The organism is Candidatus Thiodiazotropha sp. LNASS1 (genome assembly GCF_964212655.1).
In the GTDB taxonomy this organism is placed as follows: Bacteria; Pseudomonadota; Gammaproteobacteria; order Chromatiales; family Chromatiaceae; genus Thiodiazotropha.
Genome location: NZ_OZ156465.1, coordinates 3,225,878 through 3,249,019 on the forward strand (window position 1 = coordinate 3,225,878; position 23,142 = coordinate 3,249,019).

At 55.2% G+C, this 23,142-nt stretch carries 24 protein-coding genes, 1 tRNA gene and 1 other RNA gene; 18 read left to right on the plus strand and 8 right to left on the minus strand.

The genetic code is table 11. The annotated features are described in order from the left end of the window. Positions 1-41 precede the first annotated feature (41 nt). Genes djlA through AB8516_RS14160 form a run of 3 tightly spaced genes read left to right on the plus strand, consistent with a single transcriptional unit; the run spans position 42 to position 1,705 of the window. Positions 42-857, plus strand: coding sequence for a co-chaperone DjlA (gene djlA / locus AB8516_RS14150; protein ID WP_108291446.1), 816 nt, complete (start codon positions 42-44; stop codon positions 855-857). A gap of 19 nt (positions 858-876) precedes the next feature. Next, the gene (locus AB8516_RS14155) at positions 877-1,107 is read left to right on the plus strand and encodes a DUF350 domain-containing protein (RefSeq protein ID WP_083220946.1); all 231 of its coding nucleotides are present in this window, start codon (positions 877-879) and stop codon (positions 1,105-1,107) included. A 37-nt stretch (positions 1,108-1,144) separates the two neighbouring features. Then, the gene (locus AB8516_RS14160; RefSeq protein WP_369161617.1) at positions 1,145-1,705 is read left to right on the plus strand and encodes a transglycosylase SLT domain-containing protein; all 561 of its coding nucleotides are present in this window, start codon (positions 1,145-1,147) and stop codon (positions 1,703-1,705) included. A 4-nt stretch (positions 1,706-1,709) separates the two neighbouring features. Here AB8516_RS14160 and AB8516_RS14165 read toward each other — a convergent pair whose 3' ends face one another. Beyond that, positions 1,710-2,537 carry a DUF3530 family protein gene (locus tag AB8516_RS14165; RefSeq protein ID WP_369161619.1) on the minus strand — a complete coding sequence of 276 codons (828 nt, stop codon included), beginning with the start codon at positions 2,535-2,537 and terminating at the stop codon, positions 1,710-1,712. A gap of 251 nt (positions 2,538-2,788) precedes the next feature. Here AB8516_RS14165 and rpe point away from each other — a divergent pair, with 251 nt between their 5' ends. The 4 genes from rpe (at position 2,789) to AB8516_RS14185 (ending at position 6,619) form a co-directional block, all read left to right on the plus strand. After that, positions 2,789-3,481, plus strand: a complete 693-nt coding sequence (gene rpe, locus AB8516_RS14170; RefSeq protein ID WP_108291440.1) for a ribulose-phosphate 3-epimerase — start codon at positions 2,789-2,791, stop codon at positions 3,479-3,481. A 214-nt stretch (positions 3,482-3,695) separates the two neighbouring features. Further along, entirely contained in the window at positions 3,696-4,373 is a 678-nt protein-coding gene (locus AB8516_RS14175) for a phosphoglycolate phosphatase (protein WP_369161621.1), read from the plus strand. A 168-nt stretch (positions 4,374-4,541) separates the two neighbouring features. Further along, positions 4,542-6,038, plus strand: coding sequence for an anthranilate synthase component I (trpE, locus tag AB8516_RS14180; protein ID WP_369161623.1), 1,497 nt, complete (start codon positions 4,542-4,544; stop codon positions 6,036-6,038). A gap of 2 nt (positions 6,039-6,040) precedes the next feature. Continuing rightward, positions 6,041-6,619 carry an aminodeoxychorismate/anthranilate synthase component II gene (locus tag AB8516_RS14185; protein ID WP_369161625.1) on the plus strand — a complete coding sequence of 193 codons (579 nt, stop codon included), beginning with the start codon at positions 6,041-6,043 and terminating at the stop codon, positions 6,617-6,619. 157 nt (positions 6,620-6,776) lie between these two features. Here the strand turns inward: AB8516_RS14185 and AB8516_RS14190 are convergent, their stop codons facing one another. Continuing rightward, entirely contained in the window at positions 6,777-7,991 is a 1,215-nt protein-coding gene (locus AB8516_RS14190; RefSeq protein ID WP_369161627.1) for an HD-GYP domain-containing protein, read from the minus strand. Between the two features lie 361 nt (positions 7,992-8,352). Between AB8516_RS14190 and AB8516_RS14195 the strand changes: the two genes are divergently transcribed. The 4 genes from AB8516_RS14195 to AB8516_RS14210 all read left to right on the plus strand — a co-directional run bounded on the left by AB8516_RS14195 (position 8,353) and on the right by AB8516_RS14210 (position 12,949). Continuing rightward, on the plus strand, positions 8,353-9,924 hold the full coding sequence (locus tag AB8516_RS14195; RefSeq protein ID WP_369161629.1) for a methyl-accepting chemotaxis protein: 1,572 nt from the start codon (positions 8,353-8,355) through the stop codon (positions 9,922-9,924). 513 nt (positions 9,925-10,437) lie between these two features. After that, entirely contained in the window at positions 10,438-11,460 is a 1,023-nt protein-coding gene (gene trpD / locus AB8516_RS14200; protein ID WP_369161631.1) for an anthranilate phosphoribosyltransferase, read from the plus strand. 2 nt (positions 11,461-11,462) lie between these two features. Next, the gene (gene trpC, locus AB8516_RS14205) at positions 11,463-12,260 is read left to right on the plus strand and encodes an indole-3-glycerol phosphate synthase TrpC (protein WP_369161633.1); all 798 of its coding nucleotides are present in this window, start codon (positions 11,463-11,465) and stop codon (positions 12,258-12,260) included. Next, positions 12,260-12,949 (plus strand): helix-turn-helix transcriptional regulator, encoded by a 690-nt coding sequence (locus AB8516_RS14210; RefSeq protein WP_369161635.1) that lies wholly within the window; start codon positions 12,260-12,262, stop codon positions 12,947-12,949. Before trpC ends, AB8516_RS14210 begins: the two co-directional genes overlap by 1 nt. Positions 12,950-13,037: 88 nt before the next feature. Here AB8516_RS14210 and AB8516_RS14215 read toward each other — a convergent pair whose 3' ends face one another. Then, positions 13,038-13,235, minus strand: a complete 198-nt coding sequence (locus tag AB8516_RS14215; RefSeq protein WP_369161637.1) for a hypothetical protein — start codon at positions 13,233-13,235, stop codon at positions 13,038-13,040. Positions 13,236-13,512: 277 nt separating this feature from the next. Here AB8516_RS14215 and AB8516_RS14220 point away from each other — a divergent pair, with 277 nt between their 5' ends. Next, positions 13,513-13,932 carry a VOC family protein gene (locus tag AB8516_RS14220; RefSeq protein WP_369161639.1) on the plus strand — a complete coding sequence of 140 codons (420 nt, stop codon included), beginning with the start codon at positions 13,513-13,515 and terminating at the stop codon, positions 13,930-13,932. Then, entirely contained in the window at positions 13,929-14,507 is a 579-nt protein-coding gene (locus AB8516_RS14225) for a DNA-3-methyladenine glycosylase I (RefSeq protein WP_369161641.1), read from the plus strand. The genes AB8516_RS14220 and AB8516_RS14225 overlap by 4 nt, the downstream gene beginning before the upstream one ends. 84 nt (positions 14,508-14,591) lie before the next feature. On the opposite strand, the gene crp is transcribed toward AB8516_RS14225, so the two are convergent. Next, a complete protein-coding gene (crp, locus tag AB8516_RS14230) occupies positions 14,592-15,245 on the minus strand; it encodes a cAMP-activated global transcriptional regulator CRP (protein WP_069123708.1) in 654 nt (217 codons plus the stop codon). A 321-nt stretch (positions 15,246-15,566) separates the two neighbouring features. Here crp and AB8516_RS14235 point away from each other — a divergent pair, with 321 nt between their 5' ends. From AB8516_RS14235 to AB8516_RS14250, 4 genes are all read left to right on the plus strand, one after another. Further along, positions 15,567-15,986 (plus strand): OsmC family protein, encoded by a 420-nt coding sequence (locus tag AB8516_RS14235; protein ID WP_369161644.1) that lies wholly within the window; start codon positions 15,567-15,569, stop codon positions 15,984-15,986. Then, positions 15,976-17,574, plus strand: a complete 1,599-nt coding sequence (locus AB8516_RS14240) for a DUF885 family protein (RefSeq protein ID WP_369161646.1) — start codon at positions 15,976-15,978, stop codon at positions 17,572-17,574. The genes AB8516_RS14235 and AB8516_RS14240 overlap by 11 nt, the downstream gene beginning before the upstream one ends. After that, a complete protein-coding gene (locus AB8516_RS14245) occupies positions 17,571-17,981 on the plus strand; it encodes a VOC family protein (protein WP_108291413.1) in 411 nt (136 codons plus the stop codon). The genes AB8516_RS14240 and AB8516_RS14245 overlap by 4 nt, the downstream gene beginning before the upstream one ends. Before the next feature lie 70 nt (positions 17,982-18,051). Continuing rightward, positions 18,052-20,346 (plus strand): hypothetical protein, encoded by a 2,295-nt coding sequence (locus tag AB8516_RS14250; RefSeq protein WP_369161648.1) that lies wholly within the window; start codon positions 18,052-18,054, stop codon positions 20,344-20,346. Between the two features lie 296 nt (positions 20,347-20,642). Here the strand turns inward: AB8516_RS14250 and AB8516_RS14255 are convergent. The 4 genes from AB8516_RS14255 to rplM all read right to left on the minus strand — a co-directional run bounded on the left by AB8516_RS14255 (position 20,643) and on the right by rplM (position 21,757). Next, positions 20,643-20,772: non-coding RNA, RtT sRNA (locus AB8516_RS14255), on the minus strand. A gap of 45 nt (positions 20,773-20,817) precedes the next feature. Next, positions 20,818-20,891: transfer RNA gene (locus AB8516_RS14260), tRNA-Gln, on the minus strand. Positions 20,892-20,915: 24 nt separating this feature from the next. Further along, complete coding sequence (gene rpsI / locus AB8516_RS14265) at positions 20,916-21,305, minus strand: 30S ribosomal protein S9 (protein WP_069123729.1); 390 nt, start codon at positions 21,303-21,305, stop codon at positions 20,916-20,918. Between the two features lie 23 nt (positions 21,306-21,328). Continuing rightward, positions 21,329-21,757 (minus strand): 50S ribosomal protein L13, encoded by a 429-nt coding sequence (rplM, locus tag AB8516_RS14270; protein WP_069123733.1) that lies wholly within the window; start codon positions 21,755-21,757, stop codon positions 21,329-21,331. Positions 21,758-22,161: 404 nt separating this feature from the next. Here rplM and AB8516_RS14275 point away from each other — a divergent pair, with 404 nt between their 5' ends. Then, positions 22,162-23,130 (plus strand): calcium/sodium antiporter, encoded by a 969-nt coding sequence (locus AB8516_RS14275; RefSeq protein WP_369161651.1) that lies wholly within the window; start codon positions 22,162-22,164, stop codon positions 23,128-23,130. Positions 23,131-23,142 lie beyond the last annotated feature (12 nt).

Consider the following 23,142-nt stretch of genomic DNA (forward strand, 5'->3'; position numbering starts at 1 on the left):
CGCTTTGATTTCTTCAGTAGCCGTAGCATAGAGGTAAGCCTTTGAGTTGGTGGGGTAAACTGGTAGGTGGTGCGTTCGGTTTCATGCTGGGTGGACCCTTGGGCGCGGTACTGGGTGCCGCCCTTGGTCATCGTTTCGATAAGGGCCTGCAGGGGCTGCCTGACGAGCAGATAAGCTGGGGGCCGGGTGATCAGGAACGGGTTCAGACAGCCTTCTTCACCGCCACTTTTTCCGTTATGGGGCATCTGGCCAAAGCTGACGGTCGTGTCTCCCCGGATGAGATCAAGCTGGCCGAAGCCCTCATGGCGCAGATGTCGCTGTCGAGCGAAATGCGTAAGACAGCGATCCGTCTGTTCAATGAAGGTAAAGCGGAAGGCTTTCCTCTGGACGAAGTGGTGGAGCAGTTTCGACTGGAGTGCCATCGCCGTCAAACCCTGATACAGATGTTTCTCGAGATCCAGATCCAGGCAGCCTATGCAGACAACCGTATGGACAGGGCTGAAGAGGCATTGTTGCTGCATATCTGTTCACTGCTGAATGTTTCCGAATTTACCTTCAGAAGACTGGAACGCATGATACGCGCCCAGTCTCACTATGCCGGTACCGGCAGGGGTGATAGAGCACCATCAAGGACGCAGGGGCTTTCCGTTAAGGATGCCTACGACATCCTGAACATTACACCGGAGGCGACGGATAAGGAGGTCAAGCGGGCCTATCGACGGCTGATCAGTCAACACCATCCTGACAAACTGGTCTCCAAGGGACTTCCCGAGGAGATGATGAAAATGGCGGCACAAAAGACGGATGAGATCAAAAAAGCCTATGAACGCGTAAAACAGGCCAGAGGCATGGCTTAACAGTTAAAGGAGGAGAGATATGACCGATTCCATTGACCCGATTCTTCTCAACTTCATCTATGTGATCTTTGGTGGCGCGCTGACCATTTTCTTCATGTGGTTCGGCTGTAAAGTCTTTAGTCATATTGTGAATTTCAGTATTCCGGATGAGCTGCAGAAGGGGAATATAGCCGTTGGGATTATGATCATGGGCATCTTCATCGGTATCGGTACCGCACTCGGTTTGGTGATAGGGCTAGGTCTGAATTAAGGCCGCTCAACTGTGATTCAATAGATCCGGACACCCCATGTCGACCCCACGCTGGTTGCTGTTGCTGGTTTTGCTGCCTGGCCTGGCCTTTGCCGGAGCGCTCAAGCTCGTCAAGGATAACCACTGGAGCCGTGAATACGACAACTATTTTCGAAAATACACCAAACACTATTTTGGACCGCATATCGACTGGTACTGGTTCAAGGCTCAGGCGATCGCCGAGTCCGGTTTGAAACCGACTGCAAAAAGCCCGGCTGGCGCAAAGGGCATCATGCAGATTCTGCCGGCCACTTATGAAGAGATTAAGGAAGACAATCCTCACTTTACCCTGATCAACGAACCCCGGTGGAATATCGCTGCAGGGATCTACTATGATCGCAAACTCTATCGGAAGTGGAAAAAGGGTTTGCCGACGGAACAACGGCTGGCTTTCGCCCTGGCCAGCTACAATGCCGGCTACGGCAATGTGCTCAAGGCCTATAAAAGAGCCAGGAAGGAACATGGAGAGATCAAGGCATGGCGTCAGGTTGAGTACTATGCCCCCGGTGAGACCCGCTTCTATGTCAGACGGATCAAGGCATTGATGGATGTTGAGTAGGTTGCTATTGGCGCACAGCCTGTCTTAACCATGCAGCGATACGATAGCCTAACTCCTCCTGCATGCCGCTGAAAAAGTGATCGGCGCCGGATACTTCAACCTGACGGTATTTTTTTCGTCCATTCCTTACGGCAATGGCGCGGCGCAGTGGTGCACTGTCGACCACAGAGGGATGGTCACGGCTGCCATAGAGATCGAGTATCGCTGTTTCCGCCCCCTTGATGGCCAAAAACGCCGGATCCTGCTCATCATCGGTGGACATTGCCACTCCGATGGCGGCAATCGCCCCAATCCGGTTGCCTGGCTGAGTCACAAAGTTCATGGCCATCCCGGCGCCCAGTCCATGTCCTATCAGGACCGTCTCGCCGGTTTGTTGCTCAGTCAGGAAATCGATGGCGGCCTGGATGCGCGGCAGACTCAGTTCGATCAATGACTGAATGGTCACAGGGTCAGACGGATCGTCAGTGATCGGTGTTTGAATCGATAGGGTATCCCAACCCCTTTCAGCCAGGTGGCGTCTTAAGGGATTGATGACTTCGTGCCAATCGGCATGGGAGCCGCTGTCATGTAACAAAACGGCACTGCCAAGGCGTTTTACCGAGGACGTTTCCCTGTGAATCGCCAGAAAGCGCACTGATTCGGCTTCAAGCCATACCGGACTGCCTTCAGAGAGCGCCGCCTCCAGCGCTTCCGAAACTCGCTGTTCACGGCTCAGATTGGCGGCAAGCGATATTTCCGCCATGCCGATAAGCAGCAGCAGGAACAGCTGGCGAATAGGAACAGGGGTGATTCTTCTTCGTCTCAGCTTGGTTGTGCAAAGGTAGCGATTCACATGGAATTCCTTAGGCCTTACAACGATCTTAGTGTACCCTCGCTAAAGGTTGAATAGCCATGGGTCCGTCAGAAGCATGCTTGATTGCAGCGTTCTGCCGACTGCGATTGCCGACTATGGATAATGCCCTACAAAGGGGATAGCTGAAAATGGTGGCGCTTTGGGGTAAAGTGGCCTCCTTTTTTTGGGTAATGTGGCGAGAAAATGGGTTTCCCAGGCCACAGCCGGCAGAACAGTAGGAGATGAAAATCATGGCCCGTCAATCCGATAAGATCGCACCGTCAATATTGTCAGCGGATTTCGCCAAGTTGGGTGAAGAGGTGGATAGCGTCCTCGCATCAGGTGCTGAGATCGTTCATTTTGACGTCATGGACAACCATTATGTGCCGAACCTGACCATCGGTCCGCTGGTCTGCGAGGCCCTGCGCAAACATGGCGTCACAGCCGATATCGATGTCCATATGATGGTCAAGCCTGTAGACCGCATCATCCCCGATTTCGCCAAGGCCGGGGCCACCTACATCACCTTCCACCCGGAGGCCTCCGAGCATATCGACCGCAGTCTGCAGTTGATACGCAGCGAGGGTTGTAAATCGGGTCTGGTGTTCAATCCGGCCACTCCCCTGTCCCATCTCGACTATGTGCTCGATAAGGTCGACATGATTCTGCTGATGTCGGTCAACCCGGGATTCGGCGGTCAGAGCTTTATTCCCGCCACCATGGATAAACTACGCCAGTGCCGCAAACTGATCGATGATTCAGGCTTGGATATCCGCCTCGAGATCGATGGCGGCGTCAAGGTCGACAATATCGCCGAGATCAAGGCCGCCGGAGCCGACACCTTCGTGGCGGGATCGGGGATTTTCGGCTTTCCCGAAGCGGGCGATGCCAACCGTTACGATACCATCGTCGGAAAAATGAAGGCGGAATTGGCCAAGGTCTGATTTGTTTGAATGAATGATGAGTCCGCAAGTGAACGCGAATAAACGCAAATGTTTTTGACGATATTACTAATCAGACATGTAGGGTGCGGCTTGCCGCACCATTGATATGTCGGTTCAACCGTGCACGGTGCGGCAAGCCGCACCCTAACAATAAAACGATCAATAACTCTCCATTCGCGGACCTTTTACAGCCTCCGATTGAGAACATGCAGTCATGATTAAGAAACCCGAAATGATCCTCATCGACGTGGACGGCACCCTGGTCGACAGCGTGCCTGATCTGGCCTATTGCGTGGATGAGATGATGGATCGGCTGGGTCGACCGCGCCACGGTGAAACAAAAGTGCGGGACTGGGTCGGTAATGGGGTGGAGCGCCTGGTGCGCCGTGCCCTCATCGGCCAGCTTGACGGTGAACCGGACGAAGCCGACTATGAGCGCGCCTATCCCATCTTTCTCGATCTCTATGCTGAAAACACGAGTAAGCGTTCAGTGCTCTATCCGGGAATTCGCGAAGGTCTGGACTATTTGAAGAGACAAGGCTTTCGCCTCGGCTGTGTGACCAACAAGGCAGCCCAGTTCACCCTGCCGCTACTGCGGGATCTGGGTGTTCATGACGATTTCGAGATAGTCATTGCCGGCGATACGCTGCCGAAGAAGAAGCCCGATCCGATGCCGCTGCTGCATGCAGCCGAACAACTGTCGGCTGACCCGACCGCCTCACTGATGGTGGGTGATTCACAGAGCGATGTGAAAGCGGCCCGTGCCGCCGGTTTTCAGATTGTCTGCATGAGTTACGGTTACAACCATGGCGAGGATATCCGGCACTATAACCCGGATGCCGTGCTCGACTCATTGGCCGAGATCAGCGCGTTGTTGGAAAATGCCGCTTGAGACCTGCCCAAGTTTTGATTATGGTTAGCAGCAACTATTGACGGTAAACAATACGAAATGACCCTGCTTTCACACAACACGACCTTGATGTATGGCGCGCGATGGCGTTGGTGATTCCCGAACCAACCCGTTAAATCCCGTCGTCTGGTCTTTTGTGTGGAGAGGAAAATGACCCCCCAACAGTTCGCCGCCCTGGCGCAACAGGGCTATAATCGCATTCCCGTCGTCTGCGAGGTCCTGGCGGACCTCGATACCCCCCTAAGTGTCTATATGAAGCTGGCCCATGGCCCCTACTCGTATCTATTTGAGTCGGTGCATGGTGGGGAGAAGTGGGGGCGCTACTCCATCATCGGCCTGCCATGCCGTACCCATGTCAGGATTGACGGCCTGCAGATCGAGGTGGTGAGCGACGGCGAAGTGATTGAATCCCACCAGGTGGATGATCCATTGGCCTGGATCGAGTCCTTCCAGCAACGCTTCAAGGCCGCCGAGCTGGAGGATTTACCTCGTTTCAATGGTGGTTTGGTGGGCTATTTCGGATATGACATCATCCGTTACATAGAACCCAAACTGGCCGATTGCCCCAATCCCGATCAACTCGGGACGCCCGATATTCTGTTGATGGTTTCGGACGAAGTGGTGGTGTTCGATAACCTGTCGGGGCGGATGTTCGTCATTGTGCATGTGGATCCCACCCAGGGAGGCACTCTGGCGTCGGCCGAATCGAGGATCCGCGAGTTGGTATACGCCATGAGGCAGCCCGTACCCCGGGAGAGTTGCGGTCCTGAAAGAATGGTCAATGAGTCCGATTTCGTCTCCGGGTTTACCGAACAGGGCTACAAACAGGCGGTGGAACGGATCAAGGAGTATATCCTTGAGGGTGACTGTATGCAGGTGGTCGTCTCGCAGCGTCTTTCCATCCCGTTTCAGGCACCGCCCATCGATCTCTATCGGGCCTTGCGTGGACTCAATCCTTCACCCTACATGTACTACCTCAATCTTGACGGTTTTCATATCGTAGGCTCCTCGCCGGAGATCCTCACCCGTCTCGAGGATGGGGTGGTAACGGTACGCCCCATCGCGGGTACCCGCCGGCGGGGACATACGGAAGAGGAGGACAAGGCCCTGGAGGCTGAGCTGCTGGCGGATCCCAAGGAGCTGGCGGAACACCTGATGCTGATCGACCTCGGACGCAACGACACCGGTCGCGTGGCGAAGATCGGAAGTGTGGAGTTGACCGATAAGATGATCGTCGAACGTTACTCCCATGTCATGCATATCGTCTCCAACGTCATCGGAGAGTTGCGTGACGGTATGAGTGCCATCGATGTCCTGCGGGCCACCTTTCCCGCCGGTACGGTAAGTGGGGCACCGAAGATCCGCGCTATGGAGATCATCGATGAGCTGGAGCCGGTGAAGCGGGGCATCTATTCCGGCGCGGTCGGTTATCTCTCGTGGAACGGCAATATGGATACGGCCATCGCCATCAGGACCGCGGTCATCAAAGACGAGACCCTGCACATCCAGGCCGGCGCGGGGGTGGTTGCAGACTCCATCCCCGAACTGGAGTGGAAGGAGACCATGAACAAGGGGCGGGCGGTGTTCCGCGCGGTGGCTCTGGCAGAGGCTGGGCTGGATCGGCATGCCTGTGATGAGGAGGCGTAATCATGTTGTTGATGATCGATAATTACGACTCTTTCACCTATAACCTGGTGCAGTATCTGGGTGAACTCGGTGTCGAGGTCAAGGTGGTGCGCAACGATGGGATTACGGTAGGGGAGATCGAAGCCATCGCCCCCGACCATATCGTCATCTCTCCCGGGCCCTGTACACCCAACGAGGCCGGCATCTCCGTGGAGACCATCCGTGCCTATGCCGGACGCATACCGATCCTGGGTGTCTGTCTTGGCCATCAATCCATTGGCCAGGCCTTTGGCGGCAAGATCGTGCACGCGCGGGAGGTGATGCACGGCAAGACATCCCCCATTTTGCATGCCGGGGCAGGCGTCTTCAGCGGACTGGAAAATCCCTTCGAAGCGACGCGCTACCACTCCCTGGTGATCGAGAATGAGAGCCTGCCCGCGTGTCTGGAGATAACGGCCTGGACAGAGAATGAGGGTGAGATGGATGAGATCATGGGTGTACGGCATAAGGAACTGGCAATCCAGGGGGTGCAGTTTCACCCCGAATCCATCCTCACCCGTTATGGGCATGACCTGCTACGCAACTTCGTCGAGGGACGTTAGGTTTTTAAAGTCCGCAAATGAACGTAAAAAGACGCAAATGATGTTCTGGGTGTAGTGTGCGGCTCGCCGCCCCGACAACAAATCCCAAGGGCGATTCCTTCGGGGCGCATCCCTTTAAGGCAATACTCCTTCTTTATCCACCATCCGATGCTGTAGATTATTGCATGAACACTTCAGGCCGTATGCCGTAACTCTCAGCAGATTCCAGGCGCAGTATGCGATCCTTTTCGCCCTCCGGCTGGTTTGCCAGATCGAGTAGCCGGGGTGTGATAAAGCGGCGCTTGCGTAGGTCGTAAACCATGTTGACCAGGGGCTCCAATAGGCCTTCCTCGGGCGACTGGACCACGATAGCCAGGCGTTCGCTTTCCAACGCCACCACTGAGCCCACCGGATAGATGCCGACACACTGAATAAAGTGCTGCACCAGCTTTGGATCGAAATGGGAACCGCTCCACTCCATCATGCGCTTCAGCACCACGCTTGGCAGTTGTCCCTTATGGTAGACTCGATCGCTTGTAATGGCGTCGTAGACGTCCACTACGGCCGCCATTTTCCCGTACAAACCGGTCTCATCACCATGCAGTTTGCATGGATAGCCACTGCCGTCGATGCGTTCATGGTGCTGCGTCACGACTTCCAGCGCGGTGGCGGATATCGTTTCCACGCCGTCAACCAGGCTGTGGCCAAGATTCACATGTTCGCGTATGACCGCGAACTCTTCATCGTTCAGACGCCCCGGTTTATTCAGGATCTTATCGGGAACACGCATTTTGCCGATATCGTGCAATAATCCACCAATGCCCAAATCCCGAATAATCGACTCTTCCAATCCAAGTTGTTTCGCAAATGCGATCAGCAATACCGACACACTCACAGAGTGCTCAAAGGTGTACTTGTCCATCTGACGGAGGCGGGTCAATCCCAGCAGGGCGTCTTCGTTGCGGAATACCGACCCCATCATATGCTCCACGACCGGCGACACGCGTTCAGCATCGATCCTTTTACCCAGCTTGATGTCCGCCATGATCCCCGTGATCACACGCTCGGCCTCTTGCTTGACCGCACAAGCCCGCTGCCGCTCCTCCGCCACCGAAATACGTTTCTGCCTGTCTTTCGGACATTTAACCTCTTTTTCAACCGTCTCTTCCGGCTGTGGATCCGAGGCCTGGGTTGCAATCCGCACATCGACGTCAAGACCCTTCTCCGTATCAATCAAAATTTGACTGAGTTTTACGCCACGCAATTTACGTACATCATCCATATCTTTGATGAGGAAGCTATTTCTTGCGAAAGGGTGATCCAGCCATGAGCAATCCAGTTTATGGACATACATGCCCGGTCTGATTTGTTGCGTGGTAATCTGTTTAATCATTTCACTGGAGTAGTACCATAAAAACAGTGGTATTGTCGCAATGGTTGTTGTCGGCTAATTTGAACTTTGCTTGAGTTATAAAATGTTAAATAGAAGGAGCATTCCGATTTGTAATGCGTGCATTTTATGTTGTTCTTTATAAATAGGATTTTTATCGTACTTTTTGCGATAGGCAGCGGTAGAGACTGCCGACCAATTACCCGATATGCGAATAAAACGGCATCTGTCGTGCATGACCCGATTGTTACAGATCAGGAAAATAGTGACTATTTACCCTCGATGTGTCAGAAGGTCCTTCAGTTAAAGTCTATCCGGCCGATACACGTTGTAGTTCAATCTGTCTTTAAAGGCACCTACCGCGATGAAAATCAATCTACCGATCAAGGATCAGGAATCCTCGGTAGCATCGGACGCTGAACTCATATCGACCACTGACCTTAAAGGTATCATCACTCAGGCCAATCAGGCCTTTGTTGACATCAGTCAGTACTCCCGGGATGAACTGCTGAATACCAACCACAATATCGTTCGCCACCCGGATATGCCGCCAGAGGCCTTCGCCGATCTATGGGAGACGCTGAAGCGGGATGAGTCCTGGATGGGGATTGTGAAAAACCGCAGCAAGGATGGCGGCTATTACTGGGTGGACGCCTATGTGACGTCGGTGTATGAGGGTGAGGCCAAGGTGGGTTACCAGTCGGTACGTGTCGCTCCCAGCCGTGAACGGGTGGCACGGGCGGAGAAACTCTATACATCCCTGCGCAAAGGCCGCATACCCTTCGTGCTGCGTTTTCGGCCCGGCAGCACACTGCGTCAGTTTTTCTGGCTGGCGTTGATCTTCAGCCTGCCGATGGCGCTCTTCTCGTTATTGGGTGGCTGGTCATGGTTGCCACAGCTGTTGGGTTGGATGGGCGGCATAGTGATCAGCTATGGCGTGGCATCAATTGCGACCCGCGAAGTGAGACAATCGGCGGCGCGGGCCAGGCAACTGGTGAATAACCCGATCATGCAGTATGTCTATACGGGCAATATGAGCGATGTCGGTGCAGTGGAGTTGGCGGGAGTGATGGTGCAGGCGGGATTGAGGACCGTGCTCGGACGCCTGGATGAAACCGCGAAACAGTTGGCGTCTGATGCCTGTAAATCGGCGGAAACCGTTGCTGAAGTCGGTAATGAGATCTGTCGACAGCGCTCCACACTCGAGCAGATGGCCACCGCTTCGGAGGAGATGTCCCATTCCATCGTCGAGGTGGCCAAAACGGCAGAGAGCGCGGCCGATACTACCAGAAAATCGAATGATGCGGCCACCGCCGGAAGGTCGGTCGTCGGGGAAGCCATGGATATGATCAACAGCATGGCCGGCGAGGTCGAGACGGCGGCTGAGACGATCCGGACCCTGGAATCGGAGAGTGACGCGATAGGCAAGATACTCGACGTGATCAGGGAGATAGCCGAACAGACCAATCTGTTGGCGCTGAACGCGGCCATCGAAGCGGCAAGGGCCGGTGTACATGGCCGAGGCTTCGCGGTGGTGGCGGATGAGGTCAGAACCCTGGCGGACCGCACCCAACGATCGACGGAAGAGATCAATCAGATGATCGAAAAACTGCAGCGACGGGCCCATGAGGCGGGCCGGGTGATGGATGAGGGCAGCAACCAGGCGCGGGTCGGTATCGATCAGTCGAGCAAGGTTGTCGATGTGTTGAATGAGATCACGGGGATGATTACCGAAATCAGCGACCTCAACCAGATGGTGGCCACCGCCGCCAATCAACAGAGCATCGTCGCCCAGGACATCAGCGGTAACATCCACTCAGTGGGAGATGCTGCACAGACCAATGCCCGTAGCGCGGAGGCCATGACCGAACTCTCCAAGGATCTTGCCGGGCTGGCTGAGAACATGCGCTCCGTGGTTCGCGGCTTTAGGATCTGAGCGCTCAACAAAGCCGAAATTTACACAAGAAAGCTATTAAGCGATGTAAGCTCATGTGATGTCTTGTGAAAGCAGACGAGGATCAGGCATTATTCAGAAACCTGATATCCGGTAGGCCTCAATGAGCCTGAAGCAGAACCCGGTATAATGTTCGAAACTGCTCTCAATATTCTGACTCAATATAGAGCCAACGCTTGGGATCAATCTATAACCGCTCGCGTAAAGTCGCTGGATTATCGCCAACAAATCCTCACTTGTCCTCCAGCACCTGTCCGATCATCAAGTTGAATGCAATGTAAGGGTTACCTCGCGCGGCATGCGTTGCCGGCATTGGGTTGTTCTCTGAATGTTGCCTCATTAAATTTATAAAAAGTACATTCTGGGCGGGCGCCTTAATTATCTCTTTGGTGATTGTATTGAGGTGGATTATCAACAAGGCTATCGATTTCATTAAAGTCGAAATCCTATTAAAATGCCTTGGTTCCGGATAACAGGCCCTAGAGGAGACGATCCGTGGAAATGCAGCAAGCAATAAAAAAAGTGCTGGCCCGCCAGGACCTCGCCGCCGATGAGATGACTGCCGTGATGCGCAACATCATGACCGGTAATGCCACCCCGGCCCAGATCGGAGGATTTCTTGTCGGCCTGCGCATGAAAGAGGAGACTGTCAGCGAAATCGCCGCTGCCGCTTCGGTGATGCGTGAGCTGGCCTCCGGTGTCTCCATTGCTGATCTTTCGAATACGGTAGATATCGTCGGTACGGGCGGTGACGCTTCGGGCACCTTCAATGTCTCGACGGCCTGCATGTTTGTTGCCGCGGCCGCCGGCTGTCATGTGGCAAAACATGGAAACCGTTCGGTCTCTTCCAAGTCGGGCAGCGCCGATGCGCTTGAGGCCGCAGGCGTCAGGCTCGACCTGTCGCCCCAACAGGTGGAACAGTGCGTGCGTGAAGTGGGGGTTGGCTTCATGTTCGCCCCCGGCCATCACAGCGCGATGAAGCACGCCATCGGTCCGCGCAAGGAGATGGGTGTGCGCACCATCTTCAATGTACTGGGACCACTCACCAATCCCGCGGGGGTACCGAATCAGCTGCTTGGCGTTTTCGACAGCGACTTGCTTGAACCCCTGGCGGAGGTGTTACAGCGACTGGGAAGTCGGCATGTCATGGTGGTTCACTCCCATGACGGCCTGGATGAGATCAGTATCGGGGATGTCACCGATGTGGCGGAGTTGAAAGATGGCCAGATCAGGCGTTTTACCATCCAACCCGAGCAATTCGGTCTGCAGCGCAGTTCGCTGGATGCCATTCGGGTCACCGACGCTGCGGGGAGCCTGGCCATGATCCGCGGGGTGCTGGAAGACAGCCCCGGACCGGCGCGGGATATCGTGGTGTTCAATGCCGGGGCCGCTATCTATACCGCCGGCCTGGCTGAGAATCTGCAAGCGGGTATCGAGAAGGCCAATCACGCCATTACCAGCGGTGAGGCCCGCAACCGTCTCGATCGCCTGGTGGTACTGACCCAGAGCTTTGAGTGATCATGACCGGCACTCCCGATATTCTGTTGAAGATCACCCGGCGCAAACGGCAGGAGATCAGTGAAAGGGCATCGCTACGATCCATCGCCGAGCTGGAGACGCAGCTATCTCAGGCTACTGAACCGCGCGGCTTTGCGGATGCGATTGTAGGCAAACTGGCGGCAGGCGAGTCGGGTGTGATCGCCGAGATCAAGAAGGCGTCACCCAGCAAGGGTGTGTTGAGAGAGTATTTTGAGCCTGCGCAGATCGCTCAGAGCTATGCTCAAGGCGGGGCTGCCTGCCTCTCTGTATTGACCGACATCGACTTCTTTCAAGGTAGCGATCAATATCTGCAACAGGCGCGGGCCGCCTGCAATCTGCCTGTTATCCGTAAGGATTTTATTATCGATCCCTATCAGGTCTATGAGGCGAGGGCGATCGGTGCAGACTGTATTCTATTGATCGCCGCCTGTCTCGATGACCGGCAGCTCAACGGATTGAATGATCTGGCCCACCAGTTGGGCATGGATGTCTTGATCGAGGTCCATGATGGCGAGGAGTTGCAGCGGGCCTTGCGGGTGGACAACCGTCTGATCGGCATCAACAACCGCAATCTTCGGACCTTCGATGTCAGTCTCGACACCACTTTGGCGCTGCTGCCCATGCTTCCACCCGACAGGATCGTGGTGACAGAGAGTGGCATTCTGACAGTCGAGGATGTTGCCCTGATGCGCAGCCATCAGGTAAACGCCTTTCTGGTGGGCGAGGCCTTAATGCGGGCCGAAGATCCGGGGGCGAAGCTGGCTCAACTCTTTGCCTGATGCGTCGCGCCGACCGCCTCTTTCGCATCAGCCAGGAGCTGGATACGAAATGCTATCTTACCGCCCGGGAGCTAGCCCGCATGCTCGAGGTATCACAACGTACCATCTATCGCGATATCGATGCCCTGTCGGCGTCCGGTGTCCCCATCGAGGGCACGGCAGGTGCCGGCTATCGCCTATGCGAGGGATTTCGCTTGCCGCCCTTGATGTTCGATGACGAGGAGCTGAGTGCCCTGTTGCTCGGTATCCGTATGGCGCAGGCCTGGTCGGATCGTGATCTGGCCGGGGCGGCGGCTCGGGTGCGACGCAAGATTGAAAGAATAGTACCGCAACGGTTGCGTCCGGTGCTCGAAGATGAGGCCATGCTGGTGCCAGACATACATCTGTCCGAAAGGGTGCGTGAGCATGTCGCGATATTGCGCCAGGCCATTGCTGTTAAATGCAAAGTAAAGATGGGATACCAAAGGGTGGATGGTGTTAAATCCGAACGTATTGTCTGGCCCCTTTGTCTCTTCTACTGGGGTGAGAAATGGACCTTGGGTGCCTGGTGTGAGCTGCGTGGTGCGTTTCGCCATTTTCGACTCGACCGGATAGATGACATTTTACAGACGGGTACCCGTTTTAACCCCGAGGAGAGACGCACACTGAACGATTTTCTCCTGGTCGTGGGTGCCACCGCTGATGCCTGAGTGCGGCTCCGGGAACACTCAGGCCACGGGAAGACCGCCAAGACCTGGGCGCGGCGGGTAAAGCCGGCTCAGGAGACCTTCCCGCCGGTTACCGCTTACGCCGTTTAACGGCTTTCAATCTATCTTCCAAATCATCGATAACAGATTCGGCCGATTTCTCCCTTTTCTTCTGTTTGACGGTTTTATCCAGTGTAGAGACTGCCTCATCTCTGTTGTCGATCGCCATATGGCTGTCAGCCAGTTGCTCGATCCGCCGCAATAGAGAGACTGGGATGCCTCCTGGCATGTCATCAGGTGGACAAGCGCTTCGCTGTTTGTCATCTATCCGGTTGCAACATATGTATAGTTTCTGCTTGGTGTCCTGATGACATGACATGGTTTGTTATAGTTAGGTCCAAGCCAGTCACCTTTGTCAGCGCCCAACTATGAATAATCACTAACCGGTGATAAACAATTCACCGAACTGAAGAGCGGATGGTATGGGCAATACTGACACAATGGTGTCAGTAGCCGTGGAGTAACATGGTTTCACTGGACAACCACCGACCGGGAGTAGTGTGACTATGGAACCAAGAATCAATCTCATCACTCTGGGGGTAAAGGCCCTGAAACAATCCATCGGGTTCTATGAGGCCCTCGGTTTAACACGCTTCGATTTTGACAGCCAAGAGGTTGCCTTTTTTCAGCTGCAGGGTAGTTGGTTGGCGCTCTATCCGAAACAGGCCCTGGCGGATGATGCCAATGTTTCCGGCCAGGGTTCCGGTTTTCCCGGTTTCACCCTGGCGCACAATGTAACCAGCCGGGAGGCGGTGGATAGGGTAATGTCAGAGGCATTGAGCGTCGGTGCGCGGTTGGTGAAACCGGCCCAGGAGACCTTTTGGGGCGGATACTCCGGTTACTTTGCCGATCCGGACGGTTTCCTGTGGGAAGTGGCCTATGTGCCCCACTTCTGGATAGGACCTGATGCCGGAGAAGAGGAATGAGTGGCGATAAACGGTGTCCATGGTGTCTGGGGAATGAAGAATATATGCAATATCACGATGTGGAGTGGGGTGTCCCCTCCCATGATCCGCGCCACCTTTTCGAAATGCTTGTTTTGGAGGGGGCCCAGGCCGGCCTCTCCTGGTTGACCATCCTGCGTAAGCGTGAGGGCTATCGTCGCGCCTTTCATGATTTTGACGTGGAGCGGATTGCTCGCTATGACGACGGAGACGTGGCGAGGTTACTCGCTGATCCAGGTATCGTGCGTAACCGGCTCAAAGTGGCTTCGACGATCGATAATGCCAGAGCCGTGTTGGAACTGGAGTCGGGGGAGGGATTGGCCAGGCTGCTCTGGTCATTCGTGGATGGTGAGCCGATCCACAACCACTGGCGCAGCCTGCAGCAGGTGCCGGCTTCCACACCTCTATCCGATACGATGAGTAAGGAGCTCAAACGACGCGGATTTCGCTTTGTCGGCAGCACGATCTGCTATGCCTTTATGCAGGCAGTGGGGATGGTGAACGATCATCTGCTCAGTTGTCCGCGACATCGGACTGTCGCCGGAAATGCTGAATGAGGCGCGCGGGTCGGGATTGGTATGCGGCATCCGCCGCCCCGGCAGCGGGTACTTGGGCAGCCGGGGGATTTGTGGAACCCGTGTTCAGCGGGTGCCGAAGACGACGATGGTCTTGCCCTTTACGCTGATCAGCCCCTGCTCTTCCAGGTTCTTCAGTACCCTGCCTGCCATCTCACGGGAACAGCCGACAATACGGCCGATCTCCTGACGGGTAATACGGATCTGCATACCGTCGGGATGGGTCATAGCGTCCGGCTCCTTGCACAGATCGAGCAGCGTTCTGGCGATACGACCGGTCACATCGAAAAAGGCCAGATGCCCGACCTTGTTGCTGGTCTGATTGAGACGCTGTGACAGCTGCGCCCCCATGGCATACAGGATGTCTTTGGTATAATCCTTGAGATCGTGGTTGAAGAGCTGTTCCAGTCGCTGATAGCTGATCTCCGCTATCTGACAGGATGTTCGCGTGCGAACCATCACACTACGCTTGGGTTCGGGGATGAAAAGACCCATCTCGCCGACAAATTGTCCTTTGTTGAGGTAGGTGAGGATAATCTCCCGACCGTCTTCATCTTCGATGTAGACAGCTACCGAGCCTTCCGTGATGTAATAGAGGATATCCGCCGGATCACCGATATGAATAATCTCGGTATTCTTGGGGTAACGTCGGCGATGACAAAAGGAGAGGAATCGCTGAAGATACTCAGGTTCCTGCGGTGGCGGTTTTATGATCGTCATGATCTTGGGACTCTTAGCTGTTGTGGGGAGAGATCAGCCTGCAGAATGATCCAGCTATCTGCCTGTCGGCAGGTTCAGGTGATCTTCATCGCAGTAAAATCTGAGCCCTCTTCCGTAGTTTTATTGTCGTCGTCTCTAAAAAGAGTTTAGGATCTAGTTTAGCAACCCTTTTCAACTTGTCGAATGTACAACCTTCAGTATATTCAATAGACGCATAGTTTAACAAAAACAATAGTTCATTAATTTAACGCAATTCATACTAATCATCTATCCCCGGTGTCACATCTTCGCTGGCTTCGGGGTGGATAACTGGAGCAGCTGATGAAAGCACGGGTCGTATGGGTGGAGGATTCTGTGATGATGGGGGAGTCCGGGAGTGGTCATGGGATTGTGATGGACGGTCCGCCAGAGCATGGTGGCCGCAATCTGGGCGTCAGGCCGATGGAAATGCTGCTGCTTGGCATGGGGGGGTGTACCGAATTCGATGTGTTGTCGATTTTACGTAAATCCCGCCAACAGGTGACCCGTTGCGTGGTGGAGCTCGAAGCAGAGCGGGCACAGCAGGATCCCAAGGTATTCACCCGAATCCATGCCCATTTCATCGTTTCCGGCAAGGGACTTAGCGAAAAACACGTGGCCCGCGCCATCTCGCTAAGTGCTGAGAAATACTGTTCCGCATCCCTGATGCTTGGAAAGAGCGCTGAGATCACCCACGACTATGAGATCCGCGATGAGCAATGAGGCCGCCGCCTTTGACAGTCTGATCGCAGACTACTACAGGGTGTGGTTCCGTTTTCATCCGGTGGCGGCTGTCTATGCATCGGTGCCGGGCTACGAGGGGCTGCTGGCAGCCGATGGGGACGACGATATGGGGGCGCTGGCAAGCCTGATCAGTAATCTCCTGGTGAGCCTCAAGGAACTGGACTATGATGCCCTGGATGCTGATCGTCAGCTTGATCTGCAGCTGATCTACGGTACCGCAATGGTTGAGCACCGTTTGCTGCTCGAGCACGACTGGCGCCATCGGGATCCCGCCCGCTATCTCCCATTGCATCTGCTCCAGGAGCTGGTAGTGCGCCAGCCGGAGAAGTTGTGCGAAGCCCTGATGGGAGTATTGGAGAAGACCCCCAACTACCTGCGGGATGCCAGAGGGCGGCTGGGAGAGCTTCCGGGACTGGTCTCCACTCTGTGGCTGGCCGATGCCCTGGAGACAGCGGAGAAGGGCGTGCCCTGGCTGAAACGGCTTGGCAGGGATCTTCCGCAGACCCATGAATGCTGTGCCGACAAGGGACGTTTGCAGTCCCTCAGCAGCCAGGCAGCGGAAGCCGTGGATGATTTCAAGCTGGCGATGATCAAAGATCTGACCCCGTCAGCCTCGGGAACCGCCGATTGCGGAAAGGAACTGCTCGCCTGGCTGTTGCGTCACCGCGATCAGATCGATATCCCGGTAGAAGATGCCCTGGCCTATGCCCGCAGGCGATTGCACCAGACCTACGAAGAGCTGGAACGGCAGGGGATATCGCTGCAGGCTGTAAAACAGGACAACGGCAAGCAGCTCAACGGTGACTACAGATTGCAGGCCTATCGGGAGGAGGCGGCTGGTCTAAGGTCATTCCTGCAGCGGCTCGAAATCCTGCCCGACTCCCCACAGCCTCTGGCATTCCGCATTACCGACAGCTGCTTCAGGCAACCTGATTGCGGCAGCTATCTGCGCACGCAGCAGGGAGGGGTCTTTCTGATACCCCATGATCAGCAGGTCGGGGGTGGTGAGAGCCGTTCCGCCATTCGAATGCGCAATCTCTACAGCAGTTGGGCGGGGCGCCACTATCTGGCTTGGGCCGGTGGGGTCTCGGCACACAGTCTGGTGCGTCAGATCAACCCCTCCGCCGCTTTCAAAAGGGGGTGGGCCCACTACATGAGCCGAATCCTGGAGGAGCGCGGTTACTTTACCGAAAATGATCGTCTGTCGCTCTATCAGAGACGTCTGGCCCTGGCCGAACAGGCAACGATAGACCTGGAGTTTCATGCCGGTGAGATCAATAGCCGTCAGGCTCTGGAACGGCTGAAACGGCTTTCGGACATACCCTGCTGGGCGGAAGTCAGCCTGACGGCGATCTCAAGGCGCCCGACGGACGCCTTCATGGCCCTGTTGGGGGCCGAATTGATTGAACATCTCTGCCAGCGACAGCTCGAGCAAAGGCCGGGGTCCACTCTCCGTTCGTTACACGAAGAGTTACTGGCCCATGGTGCAGTGGCCCTGCCGTTGGTGGTGCAACGCGCCTGCGACCGGGAGACCTGGGAACAGGCCCTGAACGAGGTACTCTCATGAAACAGCCGTCGCAACATCTCGGCATGCGCCATGTCGCCCTGAATATCAGGGACATGGCCGCCAGCGAGCACTTCTACGTCGAGCTGCTGGGAATGGAGGTCGAATGGCGGCCGGACCAGGACAATCTCTATCTTACATCGGGATCGGACAACCTTGCCCTGCACAAGACAGCGGCGGAGTATCTGGACGAGGCTGCACAACGCCTCGACCACATCGGTTTCTTCCTCTCCGATCCCGATCAGGTGGATGCCTGGTACGACTATCTTCTGGCGGCCGGGGTGAGGATGCGCAATGCGCCGCGCACACACCGTGACGGAGCTCGCAGTTTTTACTGTTTCGATCCCGATGGCACCACTATTCAGATCATTTACCACCCACCTATCGTAGAAAACGTATCAAGTTACTGAGATAGTTGACGATGCAATATATGGTCTTATCGTCAAGACCGTACAGTTAAAACGGATACAGGAACCTGGTATGAATCGATATCTGATATGGGTGGCCAAAGCAGTGATTTTAATGCAACTGTTGTTGCTTACCGCCTGCGGCGGCGGTGGTGGCGGTAGCAGTGATGGAGACACGACTGGAACCACCTATACAATAAGCGGCACCATTACGGGGCTAACGGGCAGCGGACTGGTATTGCGGAATAACGGCGGTGATGATCTATCGCCAAACAGTGACGGCAGTTTCAGTTTTACCGTTGAGCTGAGCGACGGCAGCACATACGCGGTAAGCATCGCTACCCAACCCGCCGACCAAAGCTGTGCGGTGGCTGATGGCAGCGGTACGGTTGCCGCTGCTGATGTCACCAACATCACCATCACCTGTACCGACAATACCGGATTCTTTAGCATTGGCGGCAGCGTCAGTGGTCTGGCGGGTGATGGCCTGGTGTTGCAAAACAACGGCGGTGACGATCTTACGATCACGGCCAGTGGCGAATTCAGTTTTACCACCCAACTGGAAGATGGCAATACCTATACAGTGACGATTGCCACCCAACCCACTGGCCAGACGTGTACAGTGGTGAATGGGACTGGAACGCTTAACGGGGCCACTGTAACCGACGTTCAGATCAGCTGTCCGCCCGACGCGGATCTCACCGCGAGTGTCAGCGTGGCGGGGCCCAAGCTGTTGCGCTTCAGCTGGAACGACGTGGGGGTTGATCACTACCGGTTGCTGTACAATCCGGATGGGATCTCCGGCTTCAGCCAAGTGGGTGACAACATCACGGCAACCACTGTGGACGCGGTGATCTCTGTCCATCTGACCGACTGGGTGAATGCCAGCTACATGGTTCAGGCCTGCAGCGCCAGTGAGGATTGCGCCGATTCGACACCTGTCACGGCTTTCTCGCTGATACTCGATGCGATCGGCTATCTCAAGCCCTCATTCATCGGTTCAGAGGATCAGTTCGGCAGTAGTGTCGCAATTTCCGGTGATGGCTCAACACTGGCGATAGGCGCGCCTGAAGAGGACTCCACAGCGACAGGGATTGATGGTGACCCGGTCGTCGATACCGAAATGGCAACGAGTTCCGGCGCAGTCTATCTGTTTAGTCGGGATGGCGACAGTTGGAGTCAACAGACATACATCAAGGCGTCCAACGCCGAAGCCGGTGACAAATTCGGTTCTGCCGTGTCGCTCTCTGATGATGGACAGACACTGGCCGTCGGTGCGCTATTCGAGGATTCGGCCGCTTCAGGCGTCGACGGCAACCAGGCAGATAACTCCTTGTCAAGATCCGGAGCGGTGTATGTCTTCAACCTTTCCGGCTCGGCGTGGGCCCAGCAGGCCTATATCAAGGCATCCGCACCTGTGTCAGGCGCCAATTTCGGTAAACAGGTATCACTCTCCAGCAGCGGGACGAGGCTGGCGGTCAGCGGTGGAGGTGTCTTCGTGTTCGACCAGGGTGGCAGTGGTTGGGCTCAGCAGGCGACCCTCGAGGTAACCAGCGGCGAGGGTCCGGACGAGTTCGGCGCCGCCCTGGAACTCTCCGGTAACGGCTCGACGCTTGCAGTCGGCGCTCCGGGAGAAGACTCATCCGCAACCGGCATTAATGGCGATCAAACAAACAATGACGCGCGGGGAGCCGGTGCGGCCTATGTATTCGCCTATGACGGCGTTAGCTGGACGCAGCAGGCCTACCTCAAGGCATCAGCAACCGACAGCGGGGATGAATTCGGCAACGACGTGTCAATCTCCGCAGACGGCAGTACCCTGGCCGTGGGTGTCTGGAAAGAGGATTCATCGGCGATCGGAGTCAATGGCAGCTTCTCCAACAATGGCAGGGAGAACTCCGGTGCGGCCTATCTGTTTGAGCGTCAGGCCAATGTATGGACGCAAACCGCATACTTCAAGGCATCGAATGCCGATCCGAATGACGGGTTTGGCAATAAAGTGGCCCTTTCCGGGGACGGGAACAGCCTGGCCGTGAGTGCGGCTTTTGAAGACTCTGTCGGTCAGGGCGTCAACCGCAACCAGGCAGACGATAGCGCGACCTCTCCGCCAGGTGCGGTCTACATGTTTACACGCGGCGACACCGGCTGGTTTCAGCACTCCTATGTCAAGGCCTCGAATACGGATGCGGGATGGCCACAGCCGGGTTGTTCATTCTGTCCCGAATTAAACGATGAGTTCGGCGATAGCCTGAGCATCTCCAGTGATGGAACAACACTGGTTGTGGGCGCCCCATTCGAGAATTCGGGGGACAGTGCAAATCAGGAGGATGATACAAGTCCTTACGCTGGTGCTGTTTATCTCTACTAAGAGCTAGGTTGCAAAATCAGGGCGCCAGCAGTTCAGGTCAATGGTGACTGCCTGCTGGGCGCCCTTGCTGATCCGCCCTGCAAGAAAGGGAATATATTATTGGGAATCCTGGCGGGTTTACGCTCTTCGCTATAATTCTGATTAATCTGTCCGTTTGTGTTGGGAGTGATAGAGTGATTAAGCTCATGGGGTTAGCTTGACCTAACCTTATAGTGAACCTCGGTGGAGCTTCTCATCCTCCATCTAGAGGATTCTGTTACAGGCACCAAAAAACCCGCACATGGCGGGTTCTGTATTGGCTGGGGATGGAGGATTATTCGGCCCGTTGGGCCTCACCCCTACGGGGCCAGCTTGTGCTGTTCGTCTTCACGTTGCTCAGACGTCGAACCTCTTATCGGTTCTAATCCTCCATCCGGGCAGCTTTGTAGTGACATTAAAAAAACCCACATAGTGTGGGCTTTAATATGCTGTTGGCTGGGGATGGAGGATTCGAACCTCCACATACGGAGTCAGAGTCCGGTGTCCTGCCGTTAGACGAATCCCCAGTTGCAGGCTCGTGAGAGCCAGGCTTAGCGTTTGGAGTATTGAGGACGCTTGCGGGCCTTGTGCAGACCGACCTTCTTACGTTCCACGGCGCGGGCGTCGCGGGTCAGGAAGCCGGCTCTGCGCAGAGTGCCGTGCAGGGACTCGTCGTAGGCGTCCAGGGCGCGCGAGATGCCGTGGCGAATGGCGCCTGCCTGGCCGGTGGTGCCGCCGCCGTTGACCGTCACTTTGATATCGACCTTGTCACGGGTTTCGGTGGCATCCAGTGGTTGGCGAACCACCATGCGGGCTGTCTCCCGGCCGAAGTACTCGTCAAGGGGACGGTTGTTGACCACGATATTGCCGCTGCCTGCGGTCAGGAAGACGCGGGCGGTTGAACTTTTACGGCGTCCTGTGGTGATATGCTTGTCTGCCATGTTCGTTACTCTAATTTAAATGCTCAGATGTCCAGCGGCTGGGGCTGCTGGGCCTGATGGGTGTGCTCGGGACCGGCGAAGACACGCAGTTTTTTCAACATGGCGCGGCCCAGCGGGTTTTTCGGCATCATGCCCTTGACCGCGTGTTCTATGGCGCGTTCCGGGGCCTTCTGCAGCAACTTCTCCAGATTGATGGATTTCAGATTGCCGATGAAACCGGTGTGATGATGGTACATCTTGTCGCTCAGCTTGTTACCGGTTACACGGATCTTTTCGGCGTTGACAACGACGATGTAGTCGCCGGTATCGACGTGAGGTGTATATTCCGGTTTATGTTTACCGCGCAGGTGACGGGCAATTTCCGTGGACAGACGACCCAGGGTCTTGTCTGTTGCATCCACGAGATACCAATTGCGGCGTACCTCTGCCGGCTTCGCGCTTACAGTAGTCATCCGATGTCGCTCCGATGGAGAACTAAAAATGCCTTGAAAAAGACGGCGGATATTACATGATCCAGGAATGGGAGACAAGACCTAATCCATGATATTTAGGCCTGAGTCGAAGGCGTGTCGGTTCTCGACGATGACCGGGCGTGTGGCAAAAAAAAGCGCGACAGGGGGATGTCGCGCTGAATCTATATTTACCACCAAAGGAGGAATACTGACGCTCAATGCATCAGTATGTATGAATTATCTAATATACTAAGATTCTTGTCAAGCCAATCGCTGTGTCTTTCTGTTATTATCTTTTCCCTCAGCTCCCCAGTAGCCGATCAATAGCCAGCTAATGACAGTCAAGAGATACATTCATTCAGCCCCTGGCTTTTGTATCATATTGAATATTAAATAAATATTTTATGTTTCTTTTCAGTGTTGCGATACTTGTCGGCTTGGTTGTACTCGTTTGGAGTGCCGACCGGTTTATCAGTGGGGCGGCTGCCCTGGCAGATAATCTGGGTGTCTCACCCATGCTGATAGGGCTCACTGTTGTCGGTTTTGGCACTTCAGCGCCAGAAGTGCTGGTTTCTACCATGGCGTCCTTCAACGGCAACCCGGGCCTGGCTATCGGCAATGCCATCGGCTCCAATATTGCCAACATCGGGCTGATACTCGGTTTCACTGCCCTGTTGATCCCCCTTTCCGTCCACTCCAGTGTCTTGAAACGTGAGTATCCGTTACTGCTAGCGGTCTCGGCGATGGCTTTTCTTTTGATGTGGGATGGTGAACTGAATCAGTTCGATGGGGTAATCCTGGTCGTGACCCTGGTGGCAGTGCTGGGATGGATGATCTATACCGCCAAGACCGGGGCTGCAGACCCAATCGCCGGAGAGTTTGATGCAGAGATTCCGCACGATATACCTACCCAAAAGGCGATTGTCCTGCTTTTGGGCGGCTTGATATTTCTGCTTTTGAGTTCCCGACTGCTTGTTTGGGGTGCCTCGAATGTGGCATCTGCGCTGGGCGTCAGTGATGTCATTATCGGTTTGACCATCGTTGCCATCGGCACCAGCCTGCCTGAGTTGGCTGCCAGTATCACCAGCGCTCTGAAAGGGGAGGATGACCTCGCCATCGGCAATGTCATCGGTTCCAATCTCTATAATCTGCTGGCGGTACTGAGTATCCCGGGCTTGGTGGCACCAGGAGCCTATTCACCTGAGGTCATGGAGCGTGATCTTCCGGTGATGATGGTGCTTACCATGTTCCTCTTCTTTATGGGGCACGGTCTGGGTAAACAGGGGCGTATCAACCGTCTGGAGGGATTACTCCTGCTGCTCTGTTTCATTGGCTATCAGTCTCTGCTCTTTGTGTCACTGGTGAATGCCTGATCTATGGATGTT

Coding starts and splice junctions, on each gene's coding strand:
- AB8516_RS14245 (WP_108291413.1), top strand. CDS start 17,571: ATGAAACAGCCGTCGCAACATCTCGGCATGCGCCATGTCGCCCTGAAT.
- AB8516_RS14185 (WP_369161625.1), top strand. CDS start 6,041: ATGTTGTTGATGATCGATAATTACGACTCTTTCACCTATAACCTGGTG.
- AB8516_RS14160 (WP_369161617.1), top strand. CDS start 1,145: ATGTCGACCCCACGCTGGTTGCTGTTGCTGGTTTTGCTGCCTGGCCTG.
- AB8516_RS14190 (WP_369161627.1), bottom strand. CDS start 7,991: ATGATTAAACAGATTACCACGCAACAAATCAGACCGGGCATGTATGTC.
- AB8516_RS14250 (WP_369161648.1), top strand. CDS start 18,052: ATGAATCGATATCTGATATGGGTGGCCAAAGCAGTGATTTTAATGCAA.
- AB8516_RS14275 (WP_369161651.1), top strand. CDS start 22,162: ATGTTTCTTTTCAGTGTTGCGATACTTGTCGGCTTGGTTGTACTCGTT.
- AB8516_RS14225 (WP_369161641.1), top strand. CDS start 13,929: ATGAGTGGCGATAAACGGTGTCCATGGTGTCTGGGGAATGAAGAATAT.
- AB8516_RS14215 (WP_369161637.1), bottom strand. CDS start 13,235: ATGCCAGGAGGCATCCCAGTCTCTCTATTGCGGCGGATCGAGCAACTG.
- AB8516_RS14175 (WP_369161621.1), top strand. CDS start 3,696: ATGATTAAGAAACCCGAAATGATCCTCATCGACGTGGACGGCACCCTG.
- trpE (WP_369161623.1), top strand. CDS start 4,542: ATGACCCCCCAACAGTTCGCCGCCCTGGCGCAACAGGGCTATAATCGC.
- rpe (WP_108291440.1), top strand. CDS start 2,789: ATGGCCCGTCAATCCGATAAGATCGCACCGTCAATATTGTCAGCGGAT.
- AB8516_RS14220 (WP_369161639.1), top strand. CDS start 13,513: ATGGAACCAAGAATCAATCTCATCACTCTGGGGGTAAAGGCCCTGAAA.
- rplM (WP_069123733.1), bottom strand. CDS start 21,757: ATGACTACTGTAAGCGCGAAGCCGGCAGAGGTACGCCGCAATTGGTAT.
- AB8516_RS14235 (WP_369161644.1), top strand. CDS start 15,567: ATGAAAGCACGGGTCGTATGGGTGGAGGATTCTGTGATGATGGGGGAG.
- rpsI (WP_069123729.1), bottom strand. CDS start 21,305: ATGGCAGACAAGCATATCACCACAGGACGCCGTAAAAGTTCAACCGCC.
- AB8516_RS14210 (WP_369161635.1), top strand. CDS start 12,260: ATGCGTCGCGCCGACCGCCTCTTTCGCATCAGCCAGGAGCTGGATACG.
- trpC (WP_369161633.1), top strand. CDS start 11,463: ATGACCGGCACTCCCGATATTCTGTTGAAGATCACCCGGCGCAAACGG.
- AB8516_RS14195 (WP_369161629.1), top strand. CDS start 8,353: ATGAAAATCAATCTACCGATCAAGGATCAGGAATCCTCGGTAGCATCG.
- AB8516_RS14240 (WP_369161646.1), top strand. CDS start 15,976: ATGAGCAATGAGGCCGCCGCCTTTGACAGTCTGATCGCAGACTACTAC.
- crp (WP_069123708.1), bottom strand. CDS start 15,245: ATGACGATCATAAAACCGCCACCGCAGGAACCTGAGTATCTTCAGCGA.
- AB8516_RS14155 (WP_083220946.1), top strand. CDS start 877: ATGACCGATTCCATTGACCCGATTCTTCTCAACTTCATCTATGTGATC.